At 41.9% G+C, this 21,061-nt stretch carries 14 protein-coding genes; 13 read left to right on the top strand and 1 reads right to left on the bottom strand.

Features of this window, described 5'->3' with window-relative positions; translation table 11 throughout:
• Positions 1-21 precede the first annotated feature (21 nt).
• From DESMER_RS15540 to DESMER_RS15485, 12 genes are all read left to right on the top strand, one after another.
• Positions 22-3,474 carry a pyruvate carboxylase gene (locus DESMER_RS15540; protein ID WP_014904018.1) on the top strand — a complete coding sequence of 1,151 codons (3,453 nt, stop codon included), beginning with the start codon at positions 22-24 and terminating at the stop codon, positions 3,472-3,474.
• A 153-nt stretch (positions 3,475-3,627) separates the two neighbouring features.
• Positions 3,628-4,113, top strand: a complete 486-nt coding sequence (locus tag DESMER_RS15535) for a GNAT family N-acetyltransferase (RefSeq protein ID WP_014904017.1) — start codon at positions 3,628-3,630, stop codon at positions 4,111-4,113.
• A gap of 305 nt (positions 4,114-4,418) precedes the next feature.
• Complete coding sequence (locus DESMER_RS15530; protein WP_042334620.1) at positions 4,419-6,509, top strand: sigma 54-interacting transcriptional regulator; 2,091 nt, start codon at positions 4,419-4,421, stop codon at positions 6,507-6,509.
• A gap of 400 nt (positions 6,510-6,909) precedes the next feature.
• Entirely contained in the window at positions 6,910-8,268 is a 1,359-nt protein-coding gene (locus DESMER_RS15525; RefSeq protein ID WP_014904015.1) for a thiolase family protein, read from the top strand.
• 43 nt (positions 8,269-8,311) lie between these two features.
• The gene (locus tag DESMER_RS15520) at positions 8,312-9,460 is read left to right on the top strand and encodes an acyl-CoA dehydrogenase family protein (protein ID WP_014904014.1); all 1,149 of its coding nucleotides are present in this window, start codon (positions 8,312-8,314) and stop codon (positions 9,458-9,460) included.
• Between the two features lie 88 nt (positions 9,461-9,548).
• Positions 9,549-10,523 (top strand): CoA transferase subunit A, encoded by a 975-nt coding sequence (locus DESMER_RS15515; protein WP_014904013.1) that lies wholly within the window; start codon positions 9,549-9,551, stop codon positions 10,521-10,523.
• A complete protein-coding gene (locus DESMER_RS15510; protein WP_014904012.1) occupies positions 10,523-11,332 on the top strand; it encodes a CoA-transferase subunit beta in 810 nt (269 codons plus the stop codon). The genes DESMER_RS15515 and DESMER_RS15510 overlap by 1 nt, the downstream gene beginning before the upstream one ends.
• A gap of 138 nt (positions 11,333-11,470) precedes the next feature.
• Positions 11,471-12,133: a YczE/YyaS/YitT family protein gene (locus DESMER_RS15505; protein WP_014904011.1), complete on the top strand. Its 663-nt coding sequence runs from the start codon at positions 11,471-11,473 to the stop codon at positions 12,131-12,133.
• 526 nt (positions 12,134-12,659) lie between these two features.
• Entirely contained in the window at positions 12,660-14,618 is a 1,959-nt protein-coding gene (locus DESMER_RS15500) for an endonuclease MutS2 (RefSeq protein WP_014904010.1), read from the top strand.
• A gap of 261 nt (positions 14,619-14,879) precedes the next feature.
• Positions 14,880-15,929 (top strand): DUF4434 domain-containing protein, encoded by a 1,050-nt coding sequence (locus tag DESMER_RS15495; RefSeq protein WP_014904009.1) that lies wholly within the window; start codon positions 14,880-14,882, stop codon positions 15,927-15,929.
• 255 nt (positions 15,930-16,184) lie between these two features.
• Entirely contained in the window at positions 16,185-18,341 is a 2,157-nt protein-coding gene (locus DESMER_RS15490) for an EAL domain-containing protein (RefSeq protein ID WP_014904008.1), read from the top strand.
• Between the two features lie 41 nt (positions 18,342-18,382).
• Positions 18,383-18,820, top strand: coding sequence for a DUF1285 domain-containing protein (locus DESMER_RS15485; RefSeq protein ID WP_014904007.1), 438 nt, complete (start codon positions 18,383-18,385; stop codon positions 18,818-18,820).
• 142 nt (positions 18,821-18,962) lie between these two features.
• Here the strand turns inward: DESMER_RS15485 and panB are convergent, their stop codons facing one another.
• Positions 18,963-19,799 carry a 3-methyl-2-oxobutanoate hydroxymethyltransferase gene (panB, locus tag DESMER_RS15480; RefSeq protein WP_014904006.1) on the bottom strand — a complete coding sequence of 279 codons (837 nt, stop codon included), beginning with the start codon at positions 19,797-19,799 and terminating at the stop codon, positions 18,963-18,965.
• Positions 19,800-20,257: 458 nt separating this feature from the next.
• Between panB and DESMER_RS15475 the strand changes: the two genes are divergently transcribed.
• The gene (locus DESMER_RS15475; RefSeq protein ID WP_014904005.1) at positions 20,258-21,049 is read left to right on the top strand and encodes a lysophospholipid acyltransferase family protein; all 792 of its coding nucleotides are present in this window, start codon (positions 20,258-20,260) and stop codon (positions 21,047-21,049) included.
• Positions 21,050-21,061: the final 12 nt, after the last annotated feature.

The raw sequence follows: 21,061 nt of genomic DNA, 5'->3' as shown, positions 1-21,061 counted from the left end.
AAATAAGCATGGAGGAAGATTATGAGTAGTTTTAAAAGAGTGATGGTAGCCAATAGAGGCGAAATCGCTATTAGGGTATTTAGAGCTTGTAATGAGCTGGGAATAAGGACTGTTGCGATATATTCCAACGAAGACAAATACTCCCTCTTTAGAAGCAAAGCCGACGAGGCTTATCTCATCGGTGAAGGCAGAAGTCCGGTTGACGCTTACCTGAATATTGAGGAAATCATCAGTCTGGCAATCAAAAAGGGCGTAGATGCAATCCATCCGGGATACGGCTTTTTGTCGGAAAATCCTGAATTTGCCAAACGTTGCGAGCAGGAAGGTATCGAATTCATTGGACCGACGGCAAAGATGATGGACTCCCTAGGCGACAAGATCAAGTCAAAGATTGTCGCTAAGGAAGTCGGAGTTCCTATCATTCCAGGTTATGAGAAGGATATTAAAACTGTGGCTGAAGCAAGAAGGTACGCGAAAGAATGCGGTTATCCTCTGATGCTTAAGGCAGCTGCCGGAGGCGGCGGAAGGGGAATGCGCATCGTCAGAGATGAAAGTGAGCTGGAGTCTGGCTTTTTAAGCGCTAAAAGCGAGGCGAAAAAAGCCTTTGGCATTGATCATATTTTCATGGAAAAATTCATAGAAAAACCCAAACATATCGAGGTGCAAGTCCTCGGGGACAAGTACGGCAATATTGTACACATGTTTGAAAGAGACTGTTCGATCCAGAGAAGGCATCAGAAGGTCGTAGAGTTCACGCCAGCCTTTTCCATCCCCCAGGAAATTAGAGATAATATTTATCAGGATGCACTAAAGATCGCCAAGGCTGTAAACTACAGGAACGCCGGAACCCTTGAATTCCTGGTAGACGACCAAGGGAGTTATTATTTCATTGAAATGAATCCGCGGATCCAGGTTGAGCACACGGTTACAGAGATGGTAACGGGAATAGATATCGTCCAGGCACAGATCCTGATCGCCCAAGGATACGCCTTGAATTCTCCGGAGATTGGGATAAACTCCCAGGAGGATATCATGCTCAACGGGTATTCCATTCAATGCAGAGTCACGACAGAGGATCCCGCGACTAATTTCGCTCCTGACACAGGGAAGATCGAATCCTACAAGACGGGTTCGGGATTCGGGATCAGATTGGACGGCGGAAACGGATTCACTGGCGCAGAAATCAGTCCCTATTATGATAGCCTCCTCTTCAAGAACATCTCCTGGTCCAGGAGTTTTCAGGATGCCATCAAGAAATCCATCCGATCTATAACGGAGACTCAAATTACTGGGGTCAAGACCAATATGGGATTTTTAATCAACGTTCTCAATCACCCACAGTTTCTCAACGGAGAATGTCATACTGGTTTTATCGAGGAAAATCCTGATTTAATCTCCCTTACCCAGAAAACGGATGATGAAAGCCGGCTTCTGAAATTCCTCGGCAATGTGGTAGTCAATGAGACGAGGGGGTTAAAGCAGGATTATGATGTTCCTAAGGTACCCGAAATTGAAGGTGTTACTCCGCAGGATCTGAGTGGAACCAAGCAGATCCTTGATGCTCAAGGTGCAGAGGGGCTTGTCAACTGGATAAAATCTCAGAAGAAAGTATTGCTTACAGACACGACCATGCGGGATGCTCATCAGTCGCTGATGGCGACAAGGATTAGGACCAAGGATATGATTAAGATTGCCAAGGCAACTTCAGTCTACGGTAAAGATCTATTTTCTCTTGAAATGTGGGGGGGCGCAACCTTTGACGTGGCCTACAGATTCCTCAAAGAGTCTCCTTGGGCTAGGCTGGAGCAGCTGAGGAAACGAGTCCCGAATATCCTCTTCCAGATGCTCATAAGAGGAGCGAATGGGGTAGGCTATAAGAACTATCCGGACAATGTCATCAAAGAATTTATTAAAGAGTCAGCAGCTACGGGTATTGATGTCTTTAGAATCTTCGACTCTCTAAATGAGCTGAGAGGCATGGAACTCTCTATCGAGGAAGTCTTAAAGAACGGGAAGATCGCTGAAGCCTGTATTTGTTATACGGGAGACATCCTTGACAGTAAGAAGGAAAAGTATAATTTAGATTACTATATCAAGCTTGCGAAAGAGATAGAAAAAACCGGTGCCCATATTCTGTGTATAAAAGACATGTCGGCCCTCTTAAAGCCCCATGCCGCCTTTAAGCTGGTCAGCGCCTTGAAAAACGAGATCGGTATTCCTGTTCATCTTCATATCCACGACACCACCGGTAATGGGGTGGCAACGGTACACATGGCTGTGGAAGCGGGGGTAGATATTGTAGACACTGCCTTTAACAGTATGTCAGGACTTACGAGCCAACCAGCCATGAATTCTATTGCTGCAGCTCTTAAAAATATGGATAGGGACCCGGGAATTGATTTGAAAGGAATCCAAAAGGTGTCAGACTACTGGGAAACGGTACGACCGGTTTATGGCAAATTCGAGTCGGGTTTGAAATCGGGATCTGCTGAAATTTATAAGTATGAGATTCCCGGAGGGCAGTACTCCAATCTTAAGCCTCAGGTGGAAAGTTTCGGGCTTGGGCATAAATTTTCTGAGATTAAGGAAATGTACAAGACAGTTAACGAGATGTTGGGGGATATCGTTAAAGTCACTCCGTCCTCGAAAGTCGTAGGGGATTTTGCCATATTTATGGTTCAAAATAACCTCACTTCAGAGAATATTTACGAGAAAGCAGAGCATATGACCTTTCCTGATTCCGTCGTAGCTTATTTTAAAGGGATGATGGGTCAGCCCATGGGAGGTTTCCCGGAGAAACTCCAGAAGTTAGTTCTGAAGGGGGAAAAACCCATCACTGAGCGTCCAGGCGAACTGCTCCCAGATGAGGATTTTGACAAAATCTCTAATCACCTGAGGGAAAAATTTGAGTTTGAACCAACTAAAAAGGATATCCTGAGCCATGCCTTGTATCCGGAAGTGTTTGAAGGTTTCTTGAAAATTGTAGCCGAATACGGAGACCTGAGCAGGCTCGGGAGCGACGTGTTCTTCCATGGTCTACATGAAGGAGAGATTATCGAGGCTGAGGTCGCAGAAGGAAGGAGTCTGATGATCAAGCTCCGCTCCATTGGTAAGCCGGATCTGGAAGGATACAGAACTCTAGTGTTTGAAGTCAACAGGAATAGAAGAGAAATCAAAATCAAGGATAAGAGCTGGAGCGATATCAACCTTCTTAGCCAATCTGGAGAATACAGTTTGACGGAGATGGCAGACCCTGACAATAAGAATGAGATTGGATCCCCTATCCCAGGGACTGTGGTGACGTTAATGGTAAAAGAAGGAGATCAGGTAACTCAAAATCAGACCCTGGTGGTTGTCGAAGCTATGAAAATGGAAACAAGGATATCCAGTTCTTTCTCAGGGATTGTCAGATCGGTGAAAATAAAAGAAGGACAGCAAGTCAAGGCTGGTGAACTCCTGATTGTCGTTGAATAATGAGTATTAAAAAAAGTTGGTTTTCCTCGAGGTGAGGAAAACCAACTTCTAAACAGTTTTACGGGAATGCCAAGAAGCAGGGAAAAAGTCCTTTGAAGAGGAACAAGTGTATGAGGGAATAATAATCTTTCAGGCACAAAGGAGAGGTTGGAAATGGAAGTAGTCCTACGAAAATATCAGGATACGGATATACCTGCAATGATGAGGATTTGGAATCATGTTGTTCAAGAGTCCAATGCATTTCCCCAAATAGAACAACTTAGTGAAGAGGGGGCCAAAAATCTTTTTTACTCTCAAACCTTTACTGGAGTGGCAACAGTTGAGAATGAAGTTTTGGGGTTGTACATATTACACCCCAACAACATAGGAAGATGCGGACATATTGCTAATGCCTCTTATGCTGTTAGTGAAAATTATCGAGGGCTTCATATTGGAGAAAAGCTGGTGCGTCACTCTATGAAAGTGGCACGAGAATCCGGATTCTTGTTATTGCAATTTAATGCGGTGGTCAGTACTAATGCCGGAGCAATTCATCTTTATGAGCAAATGGGATTTCAGAGATTAGGCGTCATCCCGAAAGGTTATTTGCTTGGCAACGGAAACTATGAGAACATTATCCTTTACTATATTGAATTGTAGGATCACTGAGGAGCAATCTCCTTAAGATGGATATAAGTGCGAGAGTGATACAAAACATTAAGACGGAGTTCAATAAGGGTAAATAACGAAGAGTGACCGGCCTAGGAGTAGGATGGTCACTCTTCCTCGCCTGTGATCTAGTTGTTCGGCGATAGATCCTGGGTTATCAAGAATGAATATTAGAGATATTGCCCTAATATCTGAATATATTTAAAATTATCTTTATAAATGATAAAATACAGTTGGTTGCAGTATGCTTAAGAACCATGTTGTACTCAAAGATATTACAATTGAGGTGTGCTATGATGCTCCTTAAAGATGGAACCAATCCTCGGATTTCATACTTGAACCTCGGAGACAGTATCGGTAAAGCAGTCAGAATTTTCATGGAACTGAAGATTGCTATTATTCCTGTGTTAAATGGAGAGGGCGGACTTTTGAGTATTTTTAGCAGGAGTAGTCTTTATCGGGCAATCTTAGATGGTGCAACTCATAAGGATATCATTGATCCTTACCTGATACAAGAAGTAATCAGTATCTCGGACGATATCCCCGACGATCAGTTAGCTAATTTTGTGAAGATGAGTCAAGTAGGTTCCGTTCCGGTTGTTAACAGAGAGGGAAAGGTCGTTGGTCTGTTATGTAAAGCCAATATGGTTATGACCCTATTCAGACATTCGGAGCTATTAAACGTACAATTGAAAGCAATTTTGGATTCCATGCATAATGGTGTGATTGCCGTTGACAGCCATGGGATCGTCACACACCTTAACATCGGGGCCAGTCGAATATTAGGCTTGAAAGCGGATACATCCCTTAATCGGCCCTTTCAGCAATTACTGCCTAAACTAGATTTAACCCCGGCATTAGTTAATGGTGAGGTTAAAATCGGGCTAAGGTACAGACATCGTAATGTTACAATGGTCGTCAATATTACGCCTTTAAAAATTGGCGGTAATATTGCCGGAGGAATTGTTATTTTTCAAGACCTCACTGACTTGGAACAAGCAGCAAGAGAGTTGGAAACTGTTAAAGCCCTCAACAAGACCTTTGATACAGTTCTCAATATTATTCAGGACGGAATCATTGTGGTGGATGAGACGGGAAAAACCACACTTATAAACCAAGCAATGGCGGATTTTTTAACATTAACTCCCCAAGAAGTGATTGGTAAACATATTACAGAGATTATTGAGTCAAGCAGGTTACACCTAGTGGCAAGCTCCGGCATTTTGGAAACAAGTGAAGTGCTTACAATACGAGGCAAACCGTTAATTGTTTCACGGTTGCCCATCATCAAAGAAGGAGAAGTGGTTGGAGCCGTCGGAAAAGCGGTATTTCCTCAACTTGCTGAAGTACGGGAGCTGGCTGAAAAGATTCGGCTATTAGAAAATAAGGTGAATTTTTTCCAGGAAGAATTACAGAAAAACAAAACCGCGCAAGAGGTTATCAAGGATATTGTTGGCGAGAGTACTGAAATGAAGAAACTTAAAGAAGAGATAACCCTTGTTGCCTCGAGTCGTTCAACGGTGTTAATCACTGGGGAGAGCGGTACTGGAAAGGAAGGTGTAGCTCATGCGATTCATCTTTGCAGTGACCGCTGCCAAGGCCCTTTCATAAAAGTCAACTGTGCGGCAATTCCGGAAAATCTAATTGAGGCAGAAATGTTTGGTTATGTTAGCGGTGCCTTTACCGGTGCGGCTAAGGCCGGCAAACCGGGGCGTCTGGAGATCGCTAATGGAGGAACTCTCTTTCTGGATGAAATAGGGGATATGCCCATGGCTTTACAATCCAAGTTATTGAGGGTATTGCAAGACCGTGAATTTGAACGGTTAGGTAGTACAAAGACGATTAAGGTGAATGTCCGCATTTTAGCTGCTACTAATAAAAACCTTTATCAAGGGATATCTGAAGGAGAGTTCCGAGCGGATCTTTACTATCGATTAAATGTGATCAATTTGCATTTGCCGCCCCTACGTGAACGTACGGACGATATTCAACCCTTAACCCATTTTTTTATTACAAAATTCAATAAGATTTTAAAACTAAACGTCAGTGGTATTGCAGATAATGCCATGAAGACTTTGTTGAACTACTCATGGCCGGGGAATATTCGTGAACTGGAAAATGTCGTCGAAAGGGCTGTAAACTATTCGCGCTGTGGCTTGCTTCTGTTAGAGCATTTACCCAATCATTTACTGAACAGCAGCCCTAGAGAAAACCCCCTATCCGCGGGAAATATTCGTCACCAAGAGAAAATCGCTGGTATTGAAAGAGATATGATTGTTCGCGCTCTTGAAAAGGCTGGAGGTAATAAAACCAAGGCTGCAAAACTCCTAAATCTTAGTCGGTCAAGGCTTTACGATAAACTAGATAAATATGATCTCAAGTATTGAGGTGTGAGTTAAACAAACGTCCCGGAAGCGGACACATTTAGAACAAATGTGTCCGCTTCCGGGACGTTTTTCTAGTGCCAAGACTTAGTTGGATTCGAAGCTTATGAGAATAAGTTGAACAACAATGATTTTTCTGGAGTGGCGAATAACAAGGCCTATGGCTCAATAAATGCTGTTAACCCTAGTGAGTCAAGAATTTAAGGCAGAAAACAAAGTCTGTTAAACCTTAGTTGGCACACTAATTGCAAAATAGTTATATTATTCAGAATTAACAAACAAAAAAGTGGATTAATTACTATTCAAACATTATGGTTCTGGAGTCTTATGAACCAACAACTGGAGGGGTTAATGAATAACAATCTTGGTCAAGACTTCAACAAATAGTAAGGAGGAAAATCAAATGTCCAAAATAACCCAAAAGCTTGAATTAACTAGAAAAACCTATTATAAGGGTGCGAAAATAAGTGCCTTTGGTGAAAGAGTACCGGATTATTCAACCATGGGCAGAAAAATTGGCAATACCTATGCTAAACAACGAGAAGTTGTTTGTGTAGAAGCCTGTAGAACTCCTTATGGGAAATCCTTAGGAGCTTTAGTTGAGTTTGATGCTGCTGAGTTAGGAGCATTGGCTATTAAGGAAGTCATTCGCCGGACAGAGGGCAAAGTTGCTCCTGGCGATGTGGATTATGTGATCATGGGCCATGTGGTTCAGGCCGGCTGTGGTCAAGTTCCAAGTCGTCAAGCTACTCTTTTAGCAGGGCTTCCCGAATATGTGCCTTCCATTACGGTTAATAAGGTTTGTTCCTCTGGGGTTAAAACCATTGACTTAGGGGCCCAAATGATTGCGTTGGGAAGAGCCGAGATCGTTATAGCGGGGGGACAGGAAAGCATGAGCAACATCCCCTTTGCCCTTCCGGATATGAGACGGGGAAAAAGGATGGGTTTTCTAAATGCTGATTGCGAGGACTTGATGGTTAAAGATGGACTCTGGGACTCTATCTACAATCGTCATATGGCCATTCATGGTTCAGAAGTGGCGGATGAATTTGGGTTTAGCCGTGAAGAACTGGATGAATGGGCCTTACATTCTCAGTTGGCTGCAGCAGAGGCTATAGCGGCGGGAAAACTTGATGATGAAATATTCCCCATTGCAATCCATAAGGGTAAAGATATTTTTGAGCAGGATGAAGGACCACGGGGCAATTCCACAATGGAAGGCTTGGCTAAGCTTGGACCGGTTTTCAATCACACAAGCGCTGTTACAGGAAAACCCGGCAGTGTAACCGCCGGAAACGCGCCGGGAACTAATGATGGCGGAGATGTGTGCCTGCTCATGAGCCGAGCTAAGGCTGAAGAATTAGGTTTAAAGCCTCTATTTACCATCGTAGATTACGCAGAAGTATCCCAACCTACCAAAGATATTGCCACTGTTCCGGGGCTTTCCATTAAGAAGGTTTTGGAACAAAATCAAATGACCTTGGATGAGGTTAAACTTATTGAGATTAATGAAGCCTTTGCAGCTGTAGCCCTGGTTAGTGCACGAAGCATCTTAGGGATGACCAAGGATGAGATGCTGGAAAAGGTTAATGTAAATGGCGGTGCCATTGCCTATGGTCACCCCATTGGAGCAACGGGAGCCAGGATTGTTATGACACTGGCTTATGAGCTAAAACGCCGCGGGGGCGGATATGGAATCTGTGGAATCTGTGCCGGTCATGCCCAAGGGGATGCCATGCTTATCCGTGTCGATGCTGACTAAGAGACGGAATTTCAGACAACGTTTAGAATTGGAGTGGAGTTAAATGGATTTTAGACTGAGTGAAGAAACCCTTATGGTTAAAGAGATGGTTAAAAAGTTTGCCAAAAGCCAAGTTGAACCAATGGCCGAAAAAATTGATAAAAGTCATGAGTTTCCCATGGAAACCTGGAACAAGATGAGAGAGCTAGGGCTGACAGGATTTCCTATTCCTGAAGAATGGGGTGGGGGGGGAGGTACTTACCTAGACTTTGCCATCATCATTGAAGAATTGGCTAAAGCCTGTGCCTCAACGGCGGTTATCACCAGCGTACACACTGGTTTGGGATGTATGAGTATCTACCTTTATGGCAGTCAGAGATTAAAAGAGAAATATCTGAGAAAGCTCTCCACCGGTGAAATCATTGGGGCTTATGCTTTGACTGAGCCTAACGCGGGATCTGACGCTGCTGCCCTTAAAACAAGGGCGGAAGATAAAGGGGATCATTTCTTAGTCAACGGCAGCAAAATATTTATTACCAATGGCGGGCATGCCACCACCTACTGTACCTTTGTTAAAACAGATCCTTCTCAGCCAAAAGGCAAAGGAATAACCTGTTTGATCATTGAAAAAGACACCCCCGGCTTTACCATTGGCAAACCGGTGGCCAAGATGGGTATGAATGCTGATCCTACTTGTGAACTTTATTTTGAAAATGTAAAAGTACCGAAAGAGAATGTTCTGGGCGAAGTCAATAATGGTTTTTCCGTTGCTATGGGATTACTGGCTGGTGGCCGCATTACCATTGGAGCTCAAGGATTAGGGATCGCCGAAGGGGCTTTGGACTACACAAACCATTATATTAAGGAACGACAGCAATTCGATAAGCCCTTAGCGGCTAATCAGGGGGTTCAGTTTATGATAGCAGACATGGCGACAAGAATAGATGCCGCCCAAATGCTTATTTACAGGGCTGCTTGGCTCAAGGATAATCATCTGCCCCATAACAAAGAAGCCTCAATGGCTAAGTTCTTTGCTACAGATACAGCCATGGAAGTGACGACGAATTGCGTGCAGTTAATGGGCGGATATGGCTATTGTTCAGAGTTTCCTGTTGAACGTATGATGAGGGATGCAAAAATCACCCAAATTTATGAAGGGTCTAATCAAATCCAACGGATGATTATTGGCCGTGAAGTCATCGGTCGTTTTTAGTAATTCTGAAAACGATTCTTGATGAAATTATCTGATTAAGCTCTCGAAGTCTAATAATAAATTACTATCTTTAAAGGGGGTTTTAGGAATGGCTAGGCCTAAAATTGTGAGTCTTACTGAAGCAGTAGGACAGATTAATGACGGGGATATGTTAACCTTTGGAGGGTTTACGGTTTGGCGTCGTCCTATGGCGGCTATTTACGAGTTAATTCGCCAGAAAAAGCGCAATTTGCATCTCGTAGAAGTTAATGGCGGAACTCATGATGACATGCTCGTAGGGGCCGGATGTGTGGGAATCTGGGAATCAAGTTGGTGCGGACACGAACTTTATGGGAAATTCGGCAGTAATCTGGCCCGTAAAATAGAAAAAGGTGAGATTCTCTACGAAGACTGGGCACATATTCATATCTTAAACAGACTGACTGCCGGATCGAAGGGACTGCCCTTTTTGCCCACCTATTCTGCCATGGGGTGTGATATGTTAAATCCGGAGAACGATAACCTTGGTAAGGCCGGACTCCGTGACGGATCTAACCCCCATATTGGTAAATTAAAATACGCCATGTACCAAGAGCCTTTTACGAATTCGGAAATTGTTTTGGTTCCCGCCGCTAATCCAGATTGGTGTATTACTCACGTTCAAATGGTCGGCGCGGAAGGCACCGTTCGAGTGGATGGCCTAAAATTCAGCGATCAAGAAGTTATCAAGGCGTCTAAACATAACATTATTATTGCTGAACAAGTGGTTCCGGAAGAATATTTACGTCGAGAACCCACCCGCAACATGATAGGGGGGTATCTGGTAGATTATATTGTCGAGCAGCCTTGGGGGGCTCACCCAACAGGTTTGTATGGCGTACACGAACCTGACGGAGAATTTATCTCTAACTTCTTTAAGGCTACCCGAACACAAGAGGGTTTTGATCAGTGGGCTGAAGAATGGATCTTTGGAGTTAAAGACTTCCAAGAATATCTTAGCAAGCTAGGAGTTACGCGTTTGGAATCCCTCAAAGCCAATCCGGCTCTCGGCTATTCTTCCACCATGAAAAGGGGGTCAAGATAATGGAAAACAAACAAGGCCATTCTAAACCCGGTGAGTTTAAGCCCATGGATCTTTTGGCTTGTGCTGCAGCACGGGAAGTAAAGGATGGAGAGATTGTCTTTGCGGGAACAGGCCTCCCAATGTTAGCCATCATGGTAGCTCAGCATACCCAAGCGCCTACTGCAGTCTGTATCTATGAATCAGGCTCCATTGACGGTAGACCTATAGATCTGCCGACCTCCGTTGCCGATGCCCGCTGCAGTTATCAGGCGGCAGTTGGTGATGGCTTAACTGACGTCTTCGGTCAGCTCCAGTCCGGCAAAGTGGATTTGGCCTATCTGGGTGGTGCAGAAGTGGATCTCTATGGCAATGTCAATTGTACCTTTATGGGCGGCCCCACAGGGAAAAGGCTGACGGGGAGCGGTGGTAACTCTGATATTCATTCCCTTGCTAAGCGCAGCGTTTTAATCATGCCACAATTTGGTCAAAAACGTCGTTTTGTTGAGAGAGTCAGCTATATTACCTCGCCTGGCTGGAAAATTCCACATTGGCCGGATAAAGAATGGGTTCCCAAACAGGAGGTTTATGGGCCGGCGTTCAATGGGGGGCCAGCTGCTGTTATTTCAGATATGGGTGTTTACCGTTTTGATGAAAAGGGCGAAATGTATCTAGATACGGTCCACCCTGGATTTACGCCGGAAGAATGCCGGGAAAACTGTAGTTTTGATCTGAATATTTCTAAGTGTAAAGGTGAAACTCTGACTCCTACTTATGAGGAATTGGAACTGCTCTATAAAGTCATCGACCCAGAGGGAATTATTATGAAGTAATGATTAAAAAACATTGACGACAGAGTGATTTTGTAATAGGCTTATTCTAAATCAATAAATGAAATGCTATAACTTTTGCTGTTTCTGATATCAAACAGCCAGGAGTTATAGCATTTTTTTGTGGGAGGAAGGAATAGCTTGAAAATCAAAAACTTTGCCGAGATGGCCTATCTGTTGGGGCTGATTATTCTGGCCTTAGGCGTGGCACTAATGGAAAAGGCCGACCTCGGCATTTCTATGGTAGTTGCCCCAGCCTATTTAATATCCTTGAAAGTTAATTTTCTCACATTTGGCATGGCTGAATATACTCTCCAGGCCGTTCTGCTGATTTTCGTCTGTCTGTTGCTGGGCCAGTTTAAGCTGTCTTACTGTTTCTCTTTTGTCACGGCAGTTATTTATGGCTTGGTGTTGGATGGTTGGATCTGGATGCTGAATGATGTAACCGCTGCTACGCTGAGTATCCGCATCCCTCTATATTTAGTAGGTATGCTCTTTTGCGCCATGGGTATTTCACTGCTCTTTCACACTTATCTTGCACCTGAAGTTTATGAACTGTTCGTAAAAGAAGTTTCTAAAAAGTACAGGATAGATATTAATAAGTTTAAAATTGGCTATGACTGCACCAGCTGTGCCGTGGCCGTGGCCATGTCGTACCTTTTCTTTAATAGCCTGCGCGGTGTTGGTATCGGCACGGTAATTTGCGCTCTGGTTAACGGCCTCATAATTGCTCAATGCAGCAAGTTTTTTGAAAAGCATATTGATTTCTCTCCAAAATTACCTTCTGTGCAAAAATATTTTTGAGTAGTATTTTAGTTATTTATCCTGTTTTGATCAGCTATAATTGACATTTGCTACGTATTTGTAATAAACTAGGGTATACCTAAAAACGAGAGGATGGTTTTTTTGTTAAATGTGTCTGTAATGGTGATTTTCAACTAAACAGTTGAGAGAGGTTACTTTATAAAACGTGGGTGTTAAACCTGCTTTTTTAAGTGCACCTTTCTGAAAGCGCAACCTTTGCGTTTTTGGATAACGCCTTACAGATTACGTCCTACAATAACCATTTGAGTTATAAACAGTGTCACCCTTTGTCGATAAGCTTAACAAAGCTGACATTGTAACTATGGCGATTATTATCGTATAGTTTTGTAGAGTGTAACAGGCATGTCCTGTGGCACTCTATTTATTTTCTCAATAGCGTTAAGTGATTTTATATCAGTTAAAATCATTGCCCACAGGAGTATTCTGCGTATTTTTGGGAACTAAAGATCCTGAAAATAAGGTAATCTCTCTTGTGGGCATTTTAATTGTATAGGGAGGATTTTTGATGAATGCCAACAATACATTGGAATTTAATATAATACTTGAAACTTTGGCTGAGCATGCACTTTCCCAAAAGGCAAGGGAAAAATTGCTCTCCCTAAAGCCATTTTTAAATGAGCGAGAGTGCAAAGCCAAAATGCAGGAAACAACAGAAGCACGCAAAATTTTAGAGGGTATAGGCACGCCACCCCTGGCCTCAATGAAAGAGTTGGATAAAATTCTGGATTTAACAGAGAAAGGCTCAATGCTGGCCCCTGAACAGCTCACAGGTATTTGTGGTTTTATTTCTTCCTGCAAAAGAACGAAGAAATATCTTAACAAGGCTGAAGCCTTTAATACGGGTATAGCTTTTTATGGTCATTCTTTAAGTCCACTGGATATGCTTTTTGGGGAAATTGAGCGCTGTATCAGAAATGAAGGGGTTGACGATGGTGCTTCTTCAGTCCTTCGTGACATTCGCAGAAAAATAGAAAACACAAAATCTGCCGTTAAAATAAAGCTAGAGGACATTCTGCGCAGCAAAAAGGAATGGTTCACAGATGGATATGTCACCATCCGTAATGGACGGTTTGTCTTGCCGGTTAAAAAAGGCTATAAAAATCAGTTGAGCGGAACAGTCATTGATACTTCAAGCACTGGCAGCACCTGTTTTATTGAGCCAGCAGCAGTCAGAAAGCTGCAGGAGGAATTGTCCCTTTTACAAATTGATGAAGATAATGAGATTAGAAAAATATTATACACCCTTACCGTACTTGTTGAAGAGCATATTAATGAGTTGAGAATCAACAAGGACTGCATGGAAACCTTGGACTTTATATTTGCCAAGGCAAAGCTGTCCATCGAGATGAAAGCAGTTCCTGTGTCCATTACAACAGAACGAAAAATCATCATAAAGCAGGGAAGACACCCTTTATTGAAGCCAGACCTCTGTATTCCTCTTGATTTTGAGATTCTAGGGGGCCTGGGTGATGATGCTATTAACGGGGTTGTAATTACCGGGCCGAATACAGGGGGAAAAACCGTTGCCTTAAAAACCATTGGCTTACTGTCAATTATGGCTCAAAGTGGACTTCACGTTCCTGTGTCCCCAGGCAGTGTATTTTCTATGCATAACAGTGTTTTCTGCGATATCGGTGATGGGCAAAGCATTTCTGAGAATCTATCTACTTTTTCCTCCCATATCCAAAATATTGTAGCTATTCTCCAGGAGGTATCAAGGGAAAGTCTGGTTTTGCTTGATGAGTTAGGCTCCGGTACAGACCCTGCTGAGGGAATGGGACTAGCAATTGCAATTTTAGCGGAATTAAATCAGCGAGGCTGTCTTTTTGTGGCCACCACCCATTACCCGGAAATCAAGGATTTTGCCAAGAACACAAAAGGACTTATGAATGCCCGTATGGAGTTTGATCGGGAAAACTTACAGCCCCTATACAGACTACAAATTGGCGAGGCCGGGGAAAGCTGTGCCTTATACATTGCCAAAAGATTAGGCTTTCCCGGGCATATGCTGAAGCGAGCACAAATGGAAGCCTATGGCGGCAGATCCTCTAAGTTAAGAGACAGACCAACTATTATGTTTGATGAGGATAACACTAATGATGAGGACAACACCAAAAAATCAGACAATGTTTCCCACAACAAAATTCAAAAAGAAATTCCAAAGGAAAAAACACCCTCACGGAGCGAAAGCTTTAATATAGGTGACTGTGTAAGAGTTTACCCCCAAAAATCTCTGGGGATTGTTTACAGGAGAACCAATGAAAAAGGCGAGCTTGGCGTGCAGATTAAAGATAAGAAGCAGCTGATTAATCACAAGCGGTTAAAGCTTTTCCTTCCCGCCAGCGAACTCTATCCGGAGGATTATGATTTTTCGATTATTTTCGATACGGTGGCAATCCGCAAGGCCAGACACCAGTTAGCAAAAGGGCACGATGTAATAATAGAATATGAGGAGCATGATTAAGAGGAAAACAGAGATAGAACTGGATAATATATTTAAACCTGCTCAAGCTCACCAGTCATTTACTCAAAAGTAAAACAGTATAGCCCGGAGATTTTCGTCTCCGGGCTATACTGTTTTACCTTCAAGGCATATCGCAACACAAGTGTATAAGTTACCCTACCTATTAGTTGCAAGAAGGAAAAATAGAGATTAATAGAGAAATTGTATATCTGGCGAAATAAAAACCTATAGCTTTATAGAGTAAAATGGAGGTAAAGTGTTTTGAATTTGCAAAGAAAGATTATTAAGATTTTGGTATTAACCCTGATCTTAAATTTAACAATGGTCACAGCCGTAATGGCAAAGCAGCCAAAAACAACAACTTTGCCGCCCCCACCTCAAACGCTGCCTGGAGTGAAACCAATTTTTGGCAGTTCTTTTATCCAATATTGGTACGCGCAAGATTGGGATTTGAACCGCTGGACCCAGGAATTAAGTATGCTTCAAAACACAGGGATTAACGAGATTATTTTACAAGATATAGCAGATACGAAAGCGATGTATGCAGCATACCCCACGAAGATTCCTGGATATGCGCTTAATGATGTGGATATGGTCGGCAATGCTTTAACCGCTGCTGATTCCCTAAACATGAAAGTGCGGATTGGATTAGGATTTAACGGGGATTGGTGGAAGGTTAATGCCAGCAACATGAATTGGCTCAATGTTGAAGCCTCAAAGAATAAGCTGATTGTGGACGAGATTGTGGATGTTTATGGAACTCATCCATCCTTAGGGGGGTGGTATATCCCATATGAATTCTCTCAATTAAGTGCTCGAAGCAGGATCCACCAAGTTAATCTTAATAATTTTTATAAGCAGATTACAGCCGAGATTCAGCTTAAAAGTACTTTGAATATCATGGTTGCACCTTTTTATAACTCTAAATACTCTTATTTAGTTTCACTATCTGGCTGGACAAAAATGCTTAAAAACATATTGAACGGTACAGGAATCCATATTGTTGCTCTTCAAGATAGTGTAGGTGCCGGTTATAATACAATCTCTCAAGCAAAAAATCTCTTTAGGTATACTAAAACGGCAACGGATGCGATGGGTATGACTCTTTATGCGGATAATGAAACTTATACCTCGAAATCATCCAGTAATGTTACAGCAACCCAATCTGATATTCAAGAGAGAATTTCCGCCGCTGCCCCCTATGTTCAAGGGTTTATCGCATTTAGTATTGACCACTACCAAAATAAAAACGAGACTTCTCAAGTTTCCAACTATAATTATTACTTCAATTATTATCTAAGATATAAATAATTCCGTTTGATTCTGAAATCGTATCATCAGTGGCATGGTGTCCATATAGCCTGAGATGATAAGTGAAGATTGATCGGTCGGGATGGGTTTATAAAATAGCTGATTAGCCGTTACAGAAATTGTAGCGGCTTTTCATATTAGGTAAAGATTAGGGAAGGACTTTCGCAAAAAATGTTGAATTCTAGTAATTTATGTTAATAAGAATCACTTTCCATAGTTATCAGAGAGTTTCAAAAAGTTTGGGGTGTGGTTTCCATGAAGTTAACCCAACGGGCATTGGATTTGTCAACGGCAATCTCTGAAAATCTTATTGTAAAATCAATTAACAAAGGGTTAATCCTAATTATCCCATTAATTATTGCCGGGTCTATAGCTCTAGTTATTAATAATTTTCCCCTTGTTCAGTACCAAGATCTAATGACGTCGCTGTTTGGAGCTGAATGGAAAACCTTTGGCCAAAGTGTTTGGAATTTGACATTCGGCTTGATGGGACTGGCCCTTTCTGTCACAATATCCTATTCTCTTGCCATAGCTGATCCTCAGATGTCTAAGGACAGTGTCAAGCCCATCATAACTTCCCTTGTCGCTCTAATCTCTCTGTTAACTATTATTAACACAGGAAGCTCAGGAATACATACAAGCAATGCCGGAGTAACAGGTATATTCTTATCTATTATTGTGACAGTTCTCACTACAGAATTATTTATTCATCTTAATAGGTGTTTGGATAAGTATTATTTATCGTTTATGGTGGATGCCGATCCGCTTATCCCTAAAGTCTTATTCTTAATAGTCCCTTTTTGCTTAACCCTCGTCGGGGTTTCAGTGTTGAGAGTCCTACTAACCTATCTGGGTATTGAAGATATTAACCAACTAATAACTGATTTATCCATGAACCTATTTTTAAACATTGAAAATCAGTTTGCAGAATCTATATTATTTGTTTTCTTGAATCAGGTCTTCTGGTTTTTTGGTATTCATGGGAACAATATTTTATATTCCGTTTCACAAGATATCTATATGAAAGCAATAAATCTAAATATCAGTGCCCTATCCACAGGAGGGGAACCGGTACATATTCTAACTAAACCTTTTCTCGATGTGTTTGTCCTGATAGGAGGCTCAGGTTCAACATTATGTTTGTTAATAGCAATTTTTCTGACTGGAAAAAAGAGCAATACTTTAAAATTAGCCAAGATAGCTTTTCTAACCTCAATCTTTAATATTAACGAGATAATTGTTTTTGGTCTGCCTGTTGTCCTTAATCCCTTATTTTTGATCCCCTATATACTAGTTCCCCTTATCTTAACTATTATCGCTTATCTAACAACATCTATAGGCCTAGTCCCGGTAACCATAGCCCCCGTTGACTGGACAACACCGCCCCTTTTGGGTGGATGGCTGGCGACCTCTTCATGGAGGGGCTTGGCTTTGCAGATTTTCAACATAATAATTGGTACCTGTTTGTACTATCCCTTTGTTAGGCTCTATGAACTTCAAAAACAAAAAGCAATTATCAATACCTATGAACAATTAGTTCAAACAGTTCTGAGCGAAGATTATAGTATAAAAAAGAGAATTTTAACCAGGAATGATCAGATAGGGAATATGGCTAATGCTCTAAGCTACGACATTCAAGTAGCTCTTGAAAAGGGAGAGTTTTTCCTTGAGTATCAGCCCCAGGTTGATGAAAAGGGAACGGTTATAGGTGTGGAGGCTTTGCTTCGGTGGAATCATATTTTCTATGGAAGGGTGAACCCACAGGTAGTTGTTGCTATAGCTGAAGAGGCTGGAATAATAAATAAATTAGGACGATGGGTTATTGAAGCGGCATGTTTTCAACTGGGGGAATGGAATAAGAATGGTATTGTTGATATTCGAATGGCCATCAATATTTCGCCGACTCAATTGAATGATCAACTATTAGATATACTAGTCAATATATTTAGGATTACTCAACTTAATCCCAGAGACGTTGAATTAGAAATTACTGAAACAGTTGCCTTTGGGACCAACACCCAAACCGTTGATTTATTAGAGAAGATTAAAGGTCTGGGTGTAAGTATAGCCATGGATGATTTCGGAGCGGGCCACGCCTCCCTTTATTATATGAAGTATTTTAACTTGGATAAGATTAAAATAGATGGTTCTATCACGAAGGATGTTATCGACAATAAAAGTTGCCAGGATATTATTTCCTCAATTACTTACCTAGCTGAATCAATGGAAATCACGGTTCTTGCCGAATACGTAGAAACATCAGAGCAAGCAGAGGTTTTGAAAAAGCTCCGCTGCCAGCAATTTCAAGGGTATTTTTTCAGCCGGCCCCTTAGTGTATCTCAATGTGTGAAAGTCATTGGAAACTGTAGGCAGGAAATTGAGGGGGATAATGGAATATTAATTAAGGACTAATCTTTTGATTTGACAACCTTAATCTTAAGGAGGAATGAATCATGGAAAATTTTCGCGCCCCCGAACTTTTTATTGATAAGGATGGGCTATGGTACGCTGACGGTGTGCTTATGATCAATAACGAAATCATTAAGCTATTTGCTTCCCATCTAAAAAATGATGGTCATAAAGAATATCATATTGACTGGCAGGGTCATTTGTACCCTGTGAGGGTGGAGGATGTGCCTTTTTTCGTTCCATCGTTAACTGGGGAGGATGGTCAACTTATAATACAACTCTATGATGGCCGAAGATTTCCCATGCCCCTTGGTAGTATTCTCATGAAAAGCAATATCCCCTACATCTCTCTGTTCTGGCAGCGTGATACGAAACTGTCTCGTCCTGCCTATGCTGAGTTATGTAAAAGTCTGATCGAGCGGGAGGGTCAGTTTTTTATCAAATACGGAGATAATGAATGGCTCGTTGAAGAGATAGTATAAATAAAAGCTGATATTCCATACTTGTAAAGGAAATCAGCTTTTAATAGTTTGCATGCAATACCATAGTTTTAATTTAAAGTGCAATGGCTATCATAGACTATTCGTTGGCTCTTAACGGCGTTAGTATGACAGGCGTTGAATATTATTCTCTACCTCCGTAAAGAGTCTTTAATTCTTCTTCTTTCATCGTAAAACTGTGCTGGTCTTTAGGGAAAAGTTCACTTCTCACTTCGCTTACATACTCACGTAAGGCGTTAGTCATTTGTTCATCTACATTTGTGTATGCTTTAACGAATTTTGGAACTCGATTGACTCCATAAGTGAGAATGTCATGGTATACCAGGACTTGTCCGTCAGTATGGACACCTGCTCCTATTCCGATAGTAGGAATTGCTAAGGACATTGAAATTTCCTTGGCAAGTTGTTGAGGAATACATTCAAGAACAATTGCAAAGGCTCCGGCTTCCTGGCAGAGTTTTACGTCTGCTAGCATTTTTCTAGCGGCTTCAGCATCTTTGCCTTGTACTTTAAATCCACCAAGAACTGCGGCGGATTGCGGGGTAAGCCCCAGATGGGCAACAACAGGTATACCTGCCTTTACAAGTGCCTGTATATGAGGGAGTACATCATCAGCCCCTTCTAGTTTCACTGCATGAGCACCTGTTTCCTGAATAAGCCTTGCGCCGTTTATTAGTGTATCTCTGACAGAAAGGTGATAGCTCATAAATGGCATATCTACTACTATGAAAGTGTTAGGAGCCCCACGCTTGACTGCTTTAGCGTGATGAAGCATATCTTCCATTGTTACATAGATTGTTGAGTCATAGCCCAGCACAACATTGCCAAGAGAATCACCCACAAGAATCACATCCGCCTGAGCTTGCTCAACTTGCTTGGCCGAAGGATAATCGTAGGCTGTAACCATTACAATCTTCTTTCCCTCGCTTTTTTGTACCCAGAAGTCTTTTGTTGATTTCATTCTTTTTCCTCCTTTTTTAGGAGAGGTGACAAAAACAATTTTAGCAGTAAAAAAGTCCCTATCAGAAGGAACTTTTAAAACAAAAAAGTTTTTATCCCTCTGTCCCGGTCCGCAACGGATACAGGCAGTATAATTAAATGGATTTCCTGAAAAGGTGCAGTTCTGAGGATACTGCCCAACTTAAGTATATCAGATCAAATCTAACTCGGCTACCTAAGGTATTCGTGCTTGAAAAAATAACGCGAGGCAACTTTTGTTGCTTCGCGTTTCGGCCAATCTTAGCTTCTATTATTGTTATCCAGTCCTGACGGTACATGATATTAGGTTATTTGGCTGTGTATTAAATGGTTATAATATTGAGGAAAGAAATAGTACTGAAAATGAGTTGAAGCAGGAAAATTCAGCGGATATGTGGAAGATTTAAAGGTATCGTTACTAGAAAACAGGAGGGTTAGACTTTGAAAAAAAACTTTTTCATGTTGGATTCATATCATACTGCCGAGAATACTCCGCGTTTCCTGCTAGATAGATTACTGATCAATACACGTCTTTTTTTTATGCTTAACTTCTTTAAGATTGTTCTTAAATCCCGAAGTGCTGCCGTAAAGGGCCACTACGATACAGAGGCCTGGATATTATCTTCCTATGATATTTTTAAGTTGATAGAGGGCTGTGGGGGGAGGTTTCATATCACAGGACTTGATAATCTGCATAAGTGTAAAGGGCCTGTTGTTTTTATCAGTAACCACATGAGCACTCTTGAAACAATGATTTTTCCCTGTCTGATTGCTCCGCTTATGGAGGTAACCTTTGTCGTAAAGGACAGCCTGGTTGAACATCCTTTCTTTGGCCCTATCATCAGTGCCCAAAATCCAATTGTCGTAAGCAGGAAGAATTCCAGAGCTGATCTTCAAATTGTGATGAAAAAGGGGCAAGAATTATTAGCCAATGGAATATCGATCGTTGTGTTTCCACAAAACACGAGAACCCTAAATTTCGTCCCGAAGGAATTTAATTCACTGGGAGTAAAGCTGGCCAGCAAAGCCAAGGTTGAGGTGGTTCCCATTGCAATAAAAACGGATTTTTGGGGAAACGGTAAATACTTAAAGGATTTAGGTCCCATCAATCGTAAGCAACCCATTCATATGGCTTTTGGCGAACCATTGTCCATCAATGGTTTAGGGAAAGAGGAAAATAGCCAGATTATTGAATTCATTGCTACTCATTTAGAGGAGTGGAACAAAGGATAGCAGAGATCAGCT

Source organism: Desulfosporosinus meridiei DSM 13257 (assembly GCF_000231385.2).
Lineage (GTDB): Bacteria > Bacillota > Desulfitobacteriia > Desulfitobacteriales > Desulfitobacteriaceae > Desulfosporosinus > Desulfosporosinus meridiei.
The sequence above is the reverse complement of the archived record's forward strand: the minus strand, read 5'-3'. Positions and strand labels throughout refer to the sequence as shown.

What these genes read in the sequence shown, in the direction of transcription:
- DESMER_RS15540 (WP_014904018.1), top strand. Translation starts at nt 22, where the DNA reads ATGAGTAGTTTTAAAAGAGTGATGGTAGCCAATAGAGGCGAAATCGCT.
- DESMER_RS15535 (WP_014904017.1), top strand. Translation starts at nt 3,628, where the DNA reads ATGGAAGTAGTCCTACGAAAATATCAGGATACGGATATACCTGCAATG.
- DESMER_RS15530 (WP_042334620.1), top strand. Translation starts at nt 4,419, where the DNA reads ATGCTCCTTAAAGATGGAACCAATCCTCGGATTTCATACTTGAACCTC.
- DESMER_RS15525 (WP_014904015.1), top strand. Translation starts at nt 6,910, where the DNA reads ATGTCCAAAATAACCCAAAAGCTTGAATTAACTAGAAAAACCTATTAT.
- DESMER_RS15520 (WP_014904014.1), top strand. Translation starts at nt 8,312, where the DNA reads ATGGATTTTAGACTGAGTGAAGAAACCCTTATGGTTAAAGAGATGGTT.
- DESMER_RS15515 (WP_014904013.1), top strand. Translation starts at nt 9,549, where the DNA reads ATGGCTAGGCCTAAAATTGTGAGTCTTACTGAAGCAGTAGGACAGATT.
- DESMER_RS15510 (WP_014904012.1), top strand. Translation starts at nt 10,523, where the DNA reads ATGGAAAACAAACAAGGCCATTCTAAACCCGGTGAGTTTAAGCCCATG.
- DESMER_RS15500 (WP_014904010.1), top strand. Translation starts at nt 12,660, where the DNA reads ATGAATGCCAACAATACATTGGAATTTAATATAATACTTGAAACTTTG.
- DESMER_RS15490 (WP_014904008.1), top strand. Translation starts at nt 16,185, where the DNA reads ATGAAGTTAACCCAACGGGCATTGGATTTGTCAACGGCAATCTCTGAA.
- DESMER_RS15485 (WP_014904007.1), top strand. Translation starts at nt 18,383, where the DNA reads ATGGAAAATTTTCGCGCCCCCGAACTTTTTATTGATAAGGATGGGCTA.
- panB (WP_014904006.1), bottom strand. Translation starts at nt 19,799, where the DNA reads ATGAAATCAACAAAAGACTTCTGGGTACAAAAAAGCGAGGGAAAGAAG.